Here is a 14824-nt window from a genome sequence, read left to right as displayed (position 1 = left end):
TTACCCGACGATACAATGTTTACAGAAGTGCGGCTGAACGCATGCCGAACCGCGCGTTCATGCCCTGTTCACCTGGCTTCAAACGGGGGCTTGAACTGCGGAAAGTCGATCACCATCTCAATTCTGCGGGTGCCAAAAGGGGTCCGCTGAACCGTCCCGAAGCTGCCGAATATGGGGTTTCAGGGGCATCTATCGCAACACGTCGCTTCCTCAGGAGGACATCATGCGTCACGTCGACTTTTCTCCACTCTATCGCTCGACCGTCGGTTTCGACCGTCTCTTCACCATGCTTGATAGCTTGTCTCAGCCGGATCAGGGCAATACTTATCCGCCCTACAATATCGAGCGAACCGGTGAAAACACCTACCGTATCACCATGGCGGTTGCCGGTTTCGATGAAAGCGAAATCTCCATCGAGGCTCAAGCTCACGCGCTGACCGTCAAGGGCGGAAAGAGCGAAGAGAATGCGGAGGGCAGCGAGTTCCTCTATCGCGGCATCGCCAAGCGCGCCTTCGAGCGCCGCTTCCAACTTGCCGACCATGTCGAGGTAACCGCTGCTTCGCTGAAGAACGGCCTGCTCCATATCGACCTTCTTCGCAGCATCCCGGAAGCCATGAAGCCGCGCAAGATCGCGATTGCCGCAGAGCCGGTAAGCGCGCCGAAGGCTATCGAGGCCCAGGTCGCCAACTAACCGATCCCTCCCAGGATAGGAAAAGGCAGGCGGCGCTCCGTTGGGGCGCCGCTTTTTTGTTACCTGCGGATCAGGCCGGGCTTGCAGCCTCTTCGGCTTCCTCTTCCGTTATCCGGTGCGCGGCCGCTGCGGCATATTTCTGCGCGATCACGGCGCAGACCATCAACTGAATCTGATGGAAGAGCATCAGCGGCAGGACGATTGCGCCGATCGACTGGCCGGCGAAGATGACGCTTGCCATCGGCACGCCGCTTGCCAAACTCTTCTTCGAGCCGCAGAAAGTGATGGTGATCTCGTCGGCCTTGTTGAAGCCGAGAAAGCGGCTGCCGTGCATCGTGAGCATCAGGACGATCGCAAGCAGCAGCATGTCGAGCACGACGACGACGGCGATGTCTCTTACCGAGAAGGTGTGCCACAGTCCCTCGACCACCGCGGTGCTGAAAGCGAGATAGACGACCATCAGGATCGAACCGCGATCCACCGGCATCAGGACCTTTTTCTTCGCGCGGATCCAGTTGCCGATCCAAGGCTGCAGGATCTGGCCGGCCACGAAGGGCGCAAGCAGTTGCAGCAGGATCTGCTCCAGCGCATCCCAGGAAAAGCCGCCATGGCCACCAACGGAAAAGAGCAGGCCGACGAGCAGCGGCGTCAGGAACATGCCGAAGATGTTGGAAGCAGAGGCCGAGCAGATGGCCGCCGGCACATTGCCAGCTGCCATCGAGGTGAAGGCAATCGAAGACTGCACCGTGGATGGCAGGACGCACAGGAAAAGAATGCCGAGATAAAGCGGCCGCGGCAAGATCGAATCCGGGATCAGGCTAAGCCCCATGCCGAGCAGCGGGAAGATGGCGAAGGTTGTCAACAGAATGACGAGGTGCAGCCGCCAGTGCAAGAGGCCCGCAATGACGACGTCACTGGAGAGCCGTGCGCCATGCAGGAAGAAGAGCAGAGCGATGGCAAGATTAGTGGCGACGCCAAAATAATCCGCGAAAGTGCCGCTTGCCGGAAGCAGCGAGGCAAGAATGACAGTACAGACGAGCAGGATCGTGAAGGTATCGGGCAAGAAGCGGCGCATGATGCTCTCTCGGCATTTTCAGAAGCTCGTTGCTTTGTCGCTAATTATGATTCAGGATGCAAGGAATAACAGTTATCGCGAACTGGGATTTCCGTGCTTGATTTGACGCAATTGCGCAGTTTTGTTGCCGTCGAGCAGATGGGCAGTTTCACGCTCGCGGCCGAGCGGCTGGGTCTTGGGCAATCGACCGTCAGCCAGCATATCCAGCGGCTGGAGACTACCCTCGGGCGAAAACTGCTGGCTCGCGATACCCACAAGGTCGTACTCACCGGAGATGGGGAAGCGCTGCTTTCGCATGCGCGCATGATGCTTTCGATCGAGGGACAGGTTCAATCGCTTTTCAAGGATAGCAGCCTGCGTGGCCGGCTCCGCCTCGGTGTCTCGGAAGATTTCGTGACAAGCCAGCTTCCGGCCGTGTTGGAGGATTTCGTGCGGTCGCATCCGTCGGTTGATCTGGAATTGACGGTAGCGCTCTCTGGAGCGCTCTACGAGATGCAGGACAATGGCGAGATCGATCTGGTGCTCGCCAAGCGCCGGCTCGGCGATGCCCGCGGCACGCTTGTCTATCGCGAGCCGCTCGTCTGGCTGGCGCGCGATCCGGACCATGTGTTTGCGCAGGGACCGCTGCCGCTGATTGCCTTCCCGCCGCCGAGCGTGACACGGACCATTGCGCTCGAGGCCCTCAGCCGGATGCAGGTGCCTTGGCGGATCGTCTGCACCTGCGGCAGCCTCAGTGGCTTGACAGCCGCGGCGCGGGCTGGAATGGGCGTGCTGGTGCAGCCGCGCAGCATGGCTCCTTCCGGATTGAAAGAGATTGGTGCGGCAAGGCTGCCGCTGCTGGAGGATGTGGAATTCGTGCTGGTGCCGCGCAAAGGGGCCGATCAGGCGCTGGTGTCGGCGCTTTCGGAGGATATTCTTGGGAAGGTGCGGGGCCTGCGATCAGCCGCATAGAAATAGAAACCCGCTTGGTGGCGGGTTCCGGTTGCTTGCCGATCAATAAGGCGAAACGCACTGCCGGCGCGGGCCATAGTACGGCTGGAAAGTATTGTCCCAGGCCCTGTAGGAGCGGTATTGATTATAGCACCAGCGGGTATGGGCGTTGCCGCCATTGTAGCCCGCCGGAGCATAGTAACGTGGCTGAGCCAAAGCACCGCCGATGATCGCACCGAGTGCCAATCCGCCAATAATGGCCGCGGCGTCGTTATTACGATGCCGGTAATAGCGGCGGCCGTAATAGCCGTCATAGTTCCGATAGCGATAGCCACCATAATTTCGGTAGCGATAGCCACCATAATTTCGGTAGCGATAGCTGCCGTAGTTCCTATAGCCCGGATAATAGCGGCGTCCATTCCATCGGCGGATGATCAGGCGGCGGTCTTGAACCTGCTCTATGTTCGAAACCACCTTCGGTTTTTCGAAATTGACAACCGGAAATGCTTCGGCAGGTGGAATACCGGCAAAAGCCGTCACAAGTGACATGAGCGCGACTGCTAACTTTTTCATGGCTCTTCACCTTTCGCTCATAAACGAGAAACCCTCCTTAAAGTTCCAGTCGATGGAACATTCGCAGCATTTCGCCCGCAAAAGTTAACCGGCTGCTTACCGTTTTAAGCCCCTCTCAACCCTTTCGCTTAGCTGTTTGGTGAGATTCCGACTCCTAGTTTAGGAACCGGTAACGGTCGTCGCTCGGGGCAAGGGAGGACGGACCGATGATGTATGGCGCACTATTCGTATCCGGGCTGGTGGCCTGTGTAATGATGATCCTTGTGATCGGGCACGAAGCGGAAAAGGCGGCTCGCGGTGCCCCGCAATCCGCCGTCTACGGCCATCAGAACTAAATGTAATCGGCCTTTATGCCGCCAGGCATTTCAGGAAGCCGTCGACATCGGCTTCCGTCGTGGCGAAGCTGGTGACGAGGCGGATCAACGTCTCGTTGCCGCCGACGAGTTCCGGGGTTGCGGCTGGAACCGGCCACTCGTAGAACTTTGCACCCCTTCCCTCGGCGATCTTCGCCGCCGCCGTCGTGACGACGGCGAAGACTTCGTTCGTGGCGGTGGGCCATGCGAGTCTCGCCGAATTGCTGGCGCCGATGCCTACGCGAAGGCCGTCCGCCATGCGGTTCGCGTGGCGGGCGAGACCGAGCCAGAGATCGTTCTCGAAATAGGCGTCGAACTGGGCGGCGATGAAGCGCGACTTGGAGAAGAGCTGCGCGGCACGCTTGCGGGTGAAGGGCATCTCTCTGGCCTGATCCGGATTGAAGAAGACGATCGCCTCCGCGCACCAGCAGCCGTTCTTGGTGCCGCCGAAGGAAAGCATGTCCACGCCGCGTTTCCAGGTCATTTCGGCAGGCGTTGCGCCAAGCGCCACGAGTGCGTTGGCAAAACGTGCGCCATCCATATGAAGGGCCAGGTTGCGCTTCCTTGCAATGCCGGAAATCTCACCGATTTCCGGCAGCGAATAGACGGTACCGATCTCGGTGGCCTGGGTAATAGTGACGGCACTCGCGCGGCCGTGATGCACGTCATCCTCAGGGAAGCTTGCGATCTTTGCCGAAAGCTTTGCCGGATCGATCTTGCCGGACTCTCCGGGCACAGCGACAAGGCGGGCGGAACCTGAAAAAAATTCCGGTGCGCCGCATTCATCCTCAATGACATGGGCCTCCGAATGGCAGAAGGCGACGCCGCCGGGGCGTTGGACGCTCGCAAGAGAAAGGGAGTTCGCAGCCGTACCCGTCGCGACAAAGAAGACAGCGACTTCGCGCTCGAAGACTTCGCAAAAGCGCACCTCGACTTTTTTATCGAGATTGCTGGTGCCGTATGCGGAAGCGAAACCGGCGGATTCGGCGAGCAGGCGTTGGGCAATGGATTCATGGGCGCCAGCCCAGTTGTCGGAAGAAAAAAACATGAAGAACCGTCGGGGAAAATGTGGGGTTGGCAAGTTCGGCAGGGACATTACGCCAAAGCTTCACGGGATCAAACATCTGCCTTGCAATGCATCACAAAAATTGAACTCCGCAATCAATAAACAAAATAGTGCGGCAATATGTAATTTAATTTCGTCATTCCTATTAATTCGGCAATCTTCAGTCCCAAATTGACGATTTTTTAATCGCGCGCTCTTGCGGAGCGCATAGGTTTCTGGCATAGAACTGATGAATTAGGACAGTGTTGCTGTCCTATTTTGGCCTTTACGGCCGAAGAGGCGCCGAAAGCCCTGACCTTTGCAGGGTTTCACGCTATAGTCCACTCAAGCGCAGCCTTGGCAGCGCGGAGGCGACTGGCAGGCGCGGAGCGCGGCGGCTTGCTTTTAGCGGGTCAACGCGACCGGATCTTCGATAATGCAACAGCGCTGTCACGCGCCGAACCCAGTATCAAGGGCGGCGCGCGACGAAGAGACGCCCGCTCGCGGGCTTTGACAGGAGGGAAAGATGACGAAGACGCCATCCACGGGTTTTGACCAGTTCGCAGCGGACGTGCGCGCAACGGCCAATACGCGTAAATCCGCCTCCGGTCTGCCGCGGAAACAGGGGCTTTATGATCCGCGCAACGAGCATGACGCCTGCGGCGTCGGCTTCGTCGCGCATATGAAGGGTCAGAAGTCACATCAGATCGTCAAGGACGGTCTCTTTATTCTGGAAAACCTGACGCACCGCGGTGCTGTCGGCGCCGATCCGCTGATGGGCGATGGCGCCGGCATTCTCGTGCAGATTCCCGACCGCTTCTTCCGCGAGGAGATGGCCAAACAGGGCGTTATCCTGCCGAAGGCCGGCGAATACGGCATGGGCCATATCTTCATGCCGCGTGATAAAGGGCAGATCGAGCACTTCAAGAAGGTGATCCAGGATGTGATCACAGAGGAAGGCCAGGTCTTCCTCGGCTTCCGCGACGTACCTGTCGACAACTCGTCGCTCTCCAAGGCACCAGATATCGCCGCGACGGAGCCGCACCATGTGCAGGTCTTCATCGGCGCCGGCGAGGATGCAGCGACGAACGACGAGTTCGAGCGCCGTCTCTTTACGCTGCGCAAGGTGATCTCCAATCGCATCTACGACGAGTTCGAAGGCGAGGAGAGCAACTTCTATCCGGTGTCGCTGTCGTCGGCGACCGTCGTCTACAAGGGTATGTTCCTCGCCTATCAGGTCGGCGCCTATTATAAAGACTTGTCCGACCCACGTTTCGAAAGTGCGGTCGCCCTCGTGCACCAGCGCTTCTCGACCAACACCTTCCCGTCGTGGAAGCTGGCACACCCCTATCGCATGGTCGCACACAACGGCGAAATCAACACGCTGCGCGGCAACGTCAACTGGATGGCGGCGCGCCAGGCTTCCGTGTCTTCGCCGCTCTTCGGCGAGGATATCTCCAAGCTCTGGCCGATCTCCTACGAAGGCCAGTCGGACACGGCCTGTTTCGACAACGCACTCGAATTCCTCGTGCGCGGCGGCTATTCGCTGTCGCATGCGGTGATGATGCTGATCCCGGAAGCCTGGGCCGGCAACCAGTCGATGGCGGCCGAGCGCAAGGCATTCTACGAATACCACGCAGCGCTCATGGAGCCGTGGGACGGACCGGCTGCCGTCGCCTTCACGGACGGCAAGCAGATCGGCGCGACGCTCGACCGCAACGGCCTGCGTCCGGCCCGCTATCTCGTCACCAACGACGATCGTGTTATCATGGCGTCGGAAGCGGGCGTGCTGCCAGTTCCGGAAGAAAATATCGTCCAGAAATGGCGCCTGCAGCCCGGCAAGATGCTGTTGATCGATATGGAAGAAGGCCGCATCATCTCGGATGACGAGGTGAAGTCGCAGCTTGCGACCCAGCATCCCTATCGCAGCTGGCTCGATCGCACGCAGCTCATCCTCGAAGACCTGAAGCCGGTCGAACCGCGCGCGCTGCGCCGTGACGTTTCGCTGCTCAACCGCCAGCAGGCCTTCGGCTATACAACCGAAGACACGAGAATCCTGATGTCGCCGATGGCGACGACGGGTCAGGAAGCGATCGGCTCGATGGGTACGGATACGCCGATTTCGGCGATGTCCGACAAGTCGAAGCTGCTCTACACCTACTTCAAGCAGAACTTCGCGCAGGTGACGAACCCGCCGATTGACCCGATCCGCGAAGAGCTCGTCATGAGCCTCGTTTCCTTCATCGGGCCTCGGCCGAACATCCTCGACCATACGGGCATGGCGAACGCCAAGCGCCTCGAAGTGCGCCAGCCGATCCTGACCAACGGCGATCTGGAAAAGATCCGCTCGATCGGTCACACGGAAGATCGCTTCGATACCAAGACGCTCGACTTCACCTATGATGTGGAGCGCGGCGCCGAAGGCATGCCGGAGATGCTCGACCGCCTTTGCGAACGCGCGGAAGCGGCGGTCAAGGGCGGCTACAACATTATCGTGCTCTCTGATCGTCAGATAGGGCCGGACCGCATCGCGATTCCCGCGCTGCTGGCGACCGCTGCCGTGCACCACCACCTGATCCGCAAGGGGCTTCGCACCTCCGTCGGTCTCGTCGTCGAAACCGGCGAGCCGCGCGAAGTACATCACTTCTGCCTGCTCGCAGGCTATGGTGCCGAAGCGATCAACCCTTATCTCGCCTTCGACACATTGCTTGACATGCATGCCAAGGGCGAGTTTCCAAAGGAAGTGGACGCCAGCGAAATCGTCTACCGCTACATCAAGGCGGTCGGCAAAGGCATCCTCAAGGTCATGTCGAAGATGGGCATCTCGACCTATCAATCCTATTGCGGCGCGCAAATCTTCGACGCAATCGGCCTGCAGTCGGATTTCGTCGACAAGTATTTCTTTGGCACTGCAACGATGATCGAAGGCGTCGGCCTGGAGGAGATCGCCAAGGAAACCGTTGCTCGCCATACGGCCGCCTTCGGCCGCGACCCGCTGCTTGCCAGCACGCTCGACATCGGCGGCGAATATGCTTTCCGCATGCGCGGCGAAAGCCACGCTTGGACGCCGGACGCGGTCGCCGCCCTTCAGCATGCGGTTCGCGGCAATGCTGAGGATCGCTACCGCGAGTTCTCCGACATGATGAACACTACGGCACTGCGCATGAATACCATCCGCGGCCTGTTCAACGTCAAAAGCGCCGAGCAGCTCGGCCGCAAGCCGATTTCGATCGACGAGGTCGAGCCGGCAGCCGGTATCGTCAAGCGCTTCTCCACGGGCGCGATGTCCTTCGGTTCGATCAGCCGCGAGGCCCATACGACGCTGGCGATCGCTATGAACAAGATCGGCGGCAAGTCGAACACCGGCGAAGGCGGCGAAGAGTCCGACCGCTACATGCCATTGCGCGACGGCTCGATGAACCCGGAACGCTCGGCGATCAAGCAAATCGCGTCGGGACGCTTCGGAGTGACGACCGAATATCTCGTCAACGCCGACATGCTGCAGATCAAGGTCGCGCAGGGTGCCAAGCCTGGCGAAGGCGGGCAGCTGCCAGGTCACAAGGTCGATGCGACGGTTGCCAAGACCCGTCACTCGACGCCCGGCGTCGGCCTGATCTCACCGCCGCCGCACCATGACATCTATTCGATCGAAGATCTGGCGCAGCTGATCTACGACCTGAAGAACGTCAACCCGGCATCGGACATCTCGGTCAAGCTCGTCTCAGAAGTCGGCGTTGGCACGGTTGCCGCCGGTGTTGCCAAGGCGCGCGCCGACCACATCACGGTTGCCGGCTTTGACGGCGGCACGGGTGCTTCGCCGCTCACCTCGCTGAAACATGCCGGCAGCCCTTGGGAAATCGGCCTTGCCGAAACCCAGCAGACGCTGGTGCTGAACGGCCTTCGCTCGCGCGTCGCCCTACAGGTCGACGGCGGTCTGAAGACCGGCCGCGACGTCATCATCGGGGCGCTACTCGGTGCAGACGAGTTCGGCTTTGCGACGGCACCGCTGATTGCCGCTGGCTGTATCATGATGCGCAAGTGCCATCTCAACACCTGTCCGGTGGGGGTTGCGACGCAGGATCCGGTTCTGCGCAAGCGCTTCAAGGGCACGCCCGAGCACGTCATCAACTACTTCTTCTTCGTCGCCAACGAAGTGCGCGAAATCCTGGCCTCGCTCGGCTTCACCAAACTCGATGACATCATCGGCGCTTCGGAACTGCTCGAGAAGGACGAGATGCTGGCGCACTGGAAGGCCAAGGGGCTCGATTTCAGTCGCATCTTCCACAAGGTCGATGCCGCGAAGGAAGAGACTTACTGGACGAGCCGTCAGAAGCACCCGATCGACGACATTCTCGACCGCACGCTGATCGAGAAGGCCGAGCCTGCGCTCTCCTCGAAAACGCCGGTTGCCTTCGAAGTCGACATCAAGAATGTCGACCGTTCGGTGGGCGCCATGCTTTCGGGCGAGGTTGCGAAGCGCTACAACCACCGCGGCCTGAAGGACGACACGATCAACGTCACGCTGAGGGGCACGGCGGGTCAGAGCTTCGCTGCGTTCCTCGCACGCGGCGTCACCTTCACCCTGATCGGCGACGGCAACGACTATGTCGGCAAGGGCCTCTCGGGCGGCAAGATCATCATCCGGCCCCCGGAAAACTCGAAGATCGTCGCTGAAGACTCCATCATCGTCGGCAACACGGTGCTCTACGGTGCGACCGAAGGCGAGTGCTACTTCCGCGGTATAGCGGGCGAGCGTTTCGCCGTCCGTAACTCGGGCGCAATCGCTATCGTGGAAGGTGTGGGCGATCATGGCTGCGAATACATGACGGGCGGCGTGGTGGTCGTGCTCGGCGAAACGGGACGCAACTTCGCGGCCGGTATGTCCGGCGGCGTTGCCTACGTTCTTGATGAGGCTGGCGATTTCGCCAAGCGCTGCAACATGGCCATGGTTGAGCTCGAACCAGTTCCGGAAGAGGACGACATGCTGGAGAAGCTGCACCATCACGGCGGCGACCTCATGCACAAGGGACGCGTCGACGTCTCCGGCGACATGACGCGTCACGACGAGGAGCGCCTTTATCAGCTGATCTCCAACCATCTGCACTACACGGGCTCGACCCGCGCCAAGCAGATTCTGGACAACTGGGCCGACTATCGTCCGAAATTCCGCAAGGTCATGCCGGTCGAGTACCGCCGTGCGCTCGAGGAAATGGAGCGGAGCCGGATGGGAGTTGCCGCGGAGTGAGTGCTCTAAATCGCTAAATCTGCCACTGCTCTGACGAGCGGCATGGAGGATGCTGGAAAGAACGATGATGAAAAATCGGTTTTCGCTGCTTCATTCCTTCATCTCTCTGTGCCTCGCCGTTGCAGTTTCCGCCGGAGCCTCTTTTGCCGCCGGCGGCCTTGAAACGGAATTCATAGCCCTGGGCGCAGTCATGGGACTGGCCTACAGGTACTGGGGGCCTTTGGGTCTTGGGCTTTAAGATGATGAGGGACGAAAATATGGGTAAGGTCACAGGGTTTCTGGAAATCGACCGGCAGGTAGCGAAGTATCAGCCGGCGTCGGATCGCATCCGGCATTTCCGCGAATTCACGATCCCGATGTCGGACCCGGAAGTGCAGAAACAGGCCGCCCGCTGCATGGACTGTGGCATTCCCTATTGTCATGGCCCGACCGGCTGCCCGATCCACAACCAGATTCCGGACTGGAACGACCTCGTTTACAACAACAACTGGGAAGCGGCGATTCAGAACCTGCATTCGACCAACAACTTCCCGGAGTTCACCGGCCGTGTCTGCCCGGCGCCCTGCGAGGAGGCCTGCACGCTGAACCTTGAAGATGCGCCGGTTGCGATCAAGACGGTCGAGCAGGCGATTGCCGACAAGGCTTACGAGCTCGGCTTCATCCGTCCGCAGCCGGCAACGGTCCATACGGGCAAGAAGGTCGCGGTCATCGGCTCCGGTCCCGCTGGTATGGCGGCCGCCCAGCAGCTCGGCCGCGCCGGCCATGAGGTCCATGTCTACGAGCGCGAGAGCCGGCCGGGCGGCCTGTTGCGCTACGGCATTCCGGACTTCAAGATGGAGAAGAATTTCATCGACCGTCGTGTCGAGCAAATGAAGGGCGAGGGCGTCACCTTCCATTGCGGCGTTAATGTCGGCGTCGATCTGAAGGTCGAGCAACTGCTGTCGGATTACGATGCGGTGCTTTATTGCGGCGGCTCCGAAACGCCGCGCGAAGCGGGCATTCCCGGCATCGAACTTGCCGGCGTCCACGACGCGATGCCTTACCTCGTGCAGCAGAACAAGCGCGTCGGCCGCGAAAATATTGACAGTGTCGGCTGGGCGTCAGATCCGATCCTGGCGGGCGCCAAGCATGTGGTCGTCGTCGGCGGCGGCGATACCGCTTCGGACTGTGTCGGCACGGCCTTCCGTCAGGGCGCCGTCAAGGTCACACAGCTCGACATTCGTCCGCAGCCGCCGGAGAAGGAAGACAAGCTCGCCGTCTGGCCGTTCTGGGCAACGAAGATGCGCACGTCATCCTCGCAGGCCGAAGGCGCCGTCCGCGAGTTCCAGGTGGCGACGCTGGAATTCATCGGCGAGGATGGCGTGCTGACAGGTGTGAAGTGCTGTGAAGTCGATGAGCGCCGCAAGCCGGTTCTCGGCACGGAATTCGTCATCAAGGCGGACCTCGCCTTTATCGCCATCGGTTTCCGCGGCCCGTTCACCGACAGCGTGCTCAAGGATCTCGACGGCAAGCTGACGCTCAACACCGACCGCCGCGGCTCGACCAATGTCGTTGCTAACGACAAGGACTACAAGACCTCCGTCGACAAGCTGTGGACGGCAGGCGATGTCCGCCGCGGCCAGTCGCTGGTCGTCTGGGCGATCCGCGAAGGCCGCCAGGCAGCACGCGCGATCGATGAGGCGCTGATGGGCTCCACGGTTCTGCCGGGCTGATACTGTCGCTTGAAGCCGAACATGACATGGACCGCTCGCAAGAGGTTGTGGGCGGTTGATCTATTGAGCAGTCTGTAGGGCAAACTGCTGATTTGGCCATGCGGAGTGCTTAATGACTATGAGCTTTCGGAAAGCTTTGCCGGACGATGCGGCGAATGTAGCAGCCCTGACGACCCAGGTCTGGCTGCACACCTATGCCAGGACGGGAATCCGTCAGGCGCTTTCAGATTATGTGCTGACACAGTTCACGGCAGAGAATTTCCGGCCTCACCTGGCCGGTGACACCCAGTATTTCATCCTGTGCGAGATCGACGGACATCTTGTCGGTTATCTGCGTCTCGATTTCGATGCGCCGTGTCCGGAGCTTTCCGACGTCACGACACAGGTCGTCACACTCTATGTCCAAGAGCACTTCATCGGAAAGGGCATCGGCGCCGAATTGCTGCGGGAGGCAGACCGCCTCTCGGCCAGGCGTAGCGCGACGCACATATGGCTGGCCGTCAACCATCAGAACGCCCACGCTATCCAGTTCTATGAACGGCAGGGCTTTGAAAGGCGGGGCTCGACCTACTTCGAGTTCGAAGGCGAGCGTCACGAAAATCTCATCTACCTTCGCATTGTCGCTCAGCCGAAGGGCTGAAGCTTATTTGGCCGAGACCTGCTTCGGCACTTTCGAGGCCGGAAGGCTGTAGTCGTCCACGCGTCCTGCCGGCGCCGGTTCCATCTGGCCGTCGTGCACCAGCATGTCTCGCGGCGACCTCGTCAGCGTGACCGGAGGCTGCCTGCCGCCGAGGAGCTCGGTGCCTCCGTCGAGATTGGGATCCGAAAGGCTGATCGGCTGTGTATGCGCGGCCGGATCCGACGGCAGCCCTAGATGGGGCAGATTGCTTGTGTCGAGGCGCATGAGGTCGGGGCTTGCCTGCGTGCCGAGAAGACGACGGGCCGGCTTTTCCACGTAGAAGGCCACCTTGCGGCGTCCGGCCTGTGTCAAATTGATGCCGTCCGACGTGCGCAGGCGCACCTGCTGACCATTGATGTCGGAACCGGTAACGACGAACTGTCCGTTCTCGTCTACAAAGCCATCCCAGATATCGATGAACTCACCGCCGATGCTTTCGACCTGCTTGCGATAGAGCTGGTTCATCTGAACGGCGTCGGCCGTCATCGAGGGTGATTCGAAGGCGGGCAAGCCGACCCAAAGCAATGGTATCTTGCGGTTGGTTATTTCCTTGCCGAAGTTCAGTACGCGCTTCTGATATTCGCCATACCAGGCGTCCGTGCGGAACTTCTCCTTGGTGCCGCCGATTGCCATCTGCTGCCGGTCGTTGGCGCCGATCATGACGACGACCATCGCCGGCTTCAGTTCGTCCATCATGTTTAAGAGCTGTTCGGGCCAATCGTAATAGTCGTCCCGCACCAAGCCGGAAGCAACGTTGCCCCGGGCTTCGACGACGACGCCGGGTGAGGCCTTGAAGGCTTCCATCATGCCGTCGCCGAGGCCGCTCGCAAGGAAATCGCCGACGATCAGGATTTTTTGTGCGTTCTCGAGCTTCTGGACCACGGGTTCCTGGGGAACCGGCGCTGCGGGCCGCGGAGTAGCAACTGTCTTGGGTGTGACTGCAGTGCGTCTACGCTGGCGCTGCGGGGCGCGCCGGACCTCGGGGGGGGCTGGATATTCATCGATATAACGGCGTCCGAGGAAGAAATCGAAGATCGAGCGGCGGTAATAGTAGCGCTCTTGGGCATCGGCGAAATCGACGGGAGCTGTGATGCCGAAAGAAAACACCAGAACGGCGGATAGCAGCGTCCTCCAGCCCGGTTTTAGCCCCTCACCCGATCTACGCATCGTCATGCCCCACCTCTCGCGACATTTTCGCATGGAGGGGACGCAGGCGTCCACTCTCCATGAAATCTATGTCGCGGATTTTTCCTTTCTAGCGCCGGAGCGCGTTCAGGAGGGGGAGCGAAGGTTCGCCATCGGCCTGCATTCCGAGGCGTTCCTGAACAGCCGAGATCGCGGCTTTCGAACCTGAGCCGAAATTGCCGTCGACCTCGCCATTGTAATAGCCGAGCGTCTTCAAGCGATTTTGCAGCTCGAATTTTTCCTTCATGTCGAGCGTGCCGTCCGGGCGCGGCCAACGCTGCTTCACGCCGCCATAACCGGCGATTTCATCAGCAAGCAAACCGACGGCGAGCGCGTAGCTGTCGGAAGCATTGTACTTCTTGATGGTGAAAAAGTTCGCGGTCATCAGGAAGCCGGGACCGCCGGCGCCGGCCGGCATCTTCAGCACGGCCCTTGTTGAGCCGTCGCGGAAGCCCTTGCCGTTGGGGCGGGTGACGCCCATCGCTGCCCACTGCGCGATCGTATGCGTCTTACCGGCCTGCTTTGCCAGGCTCGCCGGAACCGAGACTTCGTAGCCCCATGTTCTGCCGGTGTCCCAGCCGTTCTTTGCGAGAAGATTAGCGGAGGTCGCAAGCGCGTCCGGCACGGAATTCCATATGTCGCGATGGCCGTTGCGGTCGGCATCGACCGCATAGAGCAGATAGCTTGTCGGGATGAACTGCGTATGGCCCATGGCGCCTGCCCAGGATCCCGTCATGCCATCGGCCGAGATATCGCCGTTCTGCAGAATCTTCAGCGCGGCGACGAGCTGCTTCTTGGCGTATTTGGCGCGGCGGTCGTCCGCGTAGGCAAGGGTCGCCAGCGCGCGCGGCACGTAGTGTAGGCGGTCGTCCTTTTGGAGCACGGCGCCATAATTTGATTCCATCGACCAGATCGCCAGAATGATGTTCTTGTCGACGCCAAAATGCCGTTCGATCGCGGTAAGGGTTGCCGCATGCTTTGCGGCCATTTTGCGGCCGATCTCGGCTGTATAGGGGTTCACGCGGGAGTCTACATAGTCCCAAATCTTGGCCCTGAATTCCGGCTGATAGGCCGCCTTTTCAAGGACTGTTGGGTCCGGTTCAGTCACGCCTGCGAAAGCTTTCCGGTAGGTTGCCTTGCTGATGCCATTTTGCGCGGCAGTTTGGTAAAAGTCCGCGATCCACTTCTGGAACCGCTGGTCGGCAGCCGCGTTATGGGGAGCCAGACCTGCGGAAGCGGTCACAATGAGGGCGAGAGCAAGACCATGAAGGGAGTATTTGCGATTCTGGGCCATCGGCAGTCGTATCCGTCATCTTCGTTACACGTGCGGCGGAGT

Annotated in this window: 12 protein-coding genes; 7 read left to right on the top strand and 5 right to left on the bottom strand. The window is 60.2% G+C overall.

Features of this window, described 5'->3' with window-relative positions; genetic code table 11:
• Positions 1-223: 223 nt before the first annotated feature.
• Entirely contained in the window at positions 224-691 is a 468-nt protein-coding gene (locus tag N2599_RS14830; protein ID WP_027508023.1) for an Hsp20 family protein, read from the top strand.
• A 70-nt stretch (positions 692-761) separates the two neighbouring features.
• On the opposite strand, the gene N2599_RS14825 is transcribed toward N2599_RS14830, so the two are convergent.
• Positions 762-1766 carry a bile acid:sodium symporter family protein gene (locus tag N2599_RS14825; protein WP_027508024.1) on the bottom strand — a complete coding sequence of 335 codons (1005 nt, stop codon included), beginning with the start codon at positions 1764-1766 and terminating at the stop codon, positions 762-764.
• Between the two features lie 93 nt (positions 1767-1859).
• On the opposite strand from N2599_RS14825, the gene N2599_RS14820 reads away from it, so the two are divergent.
• On the top strand, positions 1860-2717 hold the full coding sequence (locus tag N2599_RS14820) for a LysR substrate-binding domain-containing protein (protein ID WP_027508025.1): 858 nt from the start codon (positions 1860-1862) through the stop codon (positions 2715-2717).
• 42 nt (positions 2718-2759) lie between these two features.
• Here the strand turns inward: N2599_RS14820 and N2599_RS14815 are convergent, their stop codons facing one another.
• Positions 2760-3269, bottom strand: a complete 510-nt coding sequence (locus N2599_RS14815; RefSeq protein ID WP_027508026.1) for a BA14K family protein — start codon at positions 3267-3269, stop codon at positions 2760-2762.
• Between the two features lie 206 nt (positions 3270-3475).
• Between N2599_RS14815 and N2599_RS14810 the strand changes: the two genes are divergently transcribed.
• Positions 3476-3604, top strand: coding sequence for a hypothetical protein (locus N2599_RS14810; protein WP_260307423.1), 129 nt, complete (start codon positions 3476-3478; stop codon positions 3602-3604).
• Positions 3605-3617: 13 nt separating this feature from the next.
• Here N2599_RS14810 and N2599_RS14805 read toward each other — a convergent pair whose 3' ends face one another.
• The gene (locus N2599_RS14805) at positions 3618-4670 is read right to left on the bottom strand and encodes a threonine aldolase family protein (protein WP_027508027.1); all 1053 of its coding nucleotides are present in this window, start codon (positions 4668-4670) and stop codon (positions 3618-3620) included.
• Between the two features lie 523 nt (positions 4671-5193).
• On the opposite strand from N2599_RS14805, the gene gltB reads away from it, so the two are divergent.
• The 4 genes from gltB to N2599_RS14785 all read left to right on the top strand — a co-directional run bounded on the left by gltB (position 5194) and on the right by N2599_RS14785 (position 12264).
• Complete coding sequence (gltB, locus tag N2599_RS14800) at positions 5194-9912, top strand: glutamate synthase large subunit (RefSeq protein ID WP_027508028.1); 4719 nt, start codon at positions 5194-5196, stop codon at positions 9910-9912.
• Between the two features lie 64 nt (positions 9913-9976).
• Entirely contained in the window at positions 9977-10150 is a 174-nt protein-coding gene (locus N2599_RS14795) for a hypothetical protein (RefSeq protein WP_156915194.1), read from the top strand.
• A 19-nt stretch (positions 10151-10169) separates the two neighbouring features.
• Positions 10170-11624: a glutamate synthase subunit beta gene (locus tag N2599_RS14790; RefSeq protein WP_027508029.1), complete on the top strand. Its 1455-nt coding sequence runs from the start codon at positions 10170-10172 to the stop codon at positions 11622-11624.
• Positions 11625-11736: 112 nt separating this feature from the next.
• A complete protein-coding gene (locus N2599_RS14785; RefSeq protein WP_084606371.1) occupies positions 11737-12264 on the top strand; it encodes a GNAT family N-acetyltransferase in 528 nt (175 codons plus the stop codon).
• 3 nt (positions 12265-12267) lie between these two features.
• Here the strand turns inward: N2599_RS14785 and N2599_RS14780 are convergent, their stop codons facing one another.
• Both N2599_RS14780 and N2599_RS14775 read right to left on the bottom strand, forming a co-directional pair.
• On the bottom strand, positions 12268-13470 hold the full coding sequence (locus tag N2599_RS14780) for an SGNH/GDSL hydrolase family protein (protein ID WP_156915203.1): 1203 nt from the start codon (positions 13468-13470) through the stop codon (positions 12268-12270).
• 88 nt (positions 13471-13558) lie between these two features.
• Positions 13559-14782, bottom strand: a complete 1224-nt coding sequence (locus N2599_RS14775; RefSeq protein ID WP_027508032.1) for a lytic murein transglycosylase — start codon at positions 14780-14782, stop codon at positions 13559-13561.
• Positions 14783-14824 lie beyond the last annotated feature (42 nt).

The organism is Rhizobium sullae (assembly GCF_025200715.1).
Classification (GTDB): Bacteria; Pseudomonadota; Alphaproteobacteria; order Rhizobiales; family Rhizobiaceae; genus Rhizobium; species Rhizobium sullae.
This window is presented reverse-complemented; position numbering and strand designations above follow the sequence as displayed.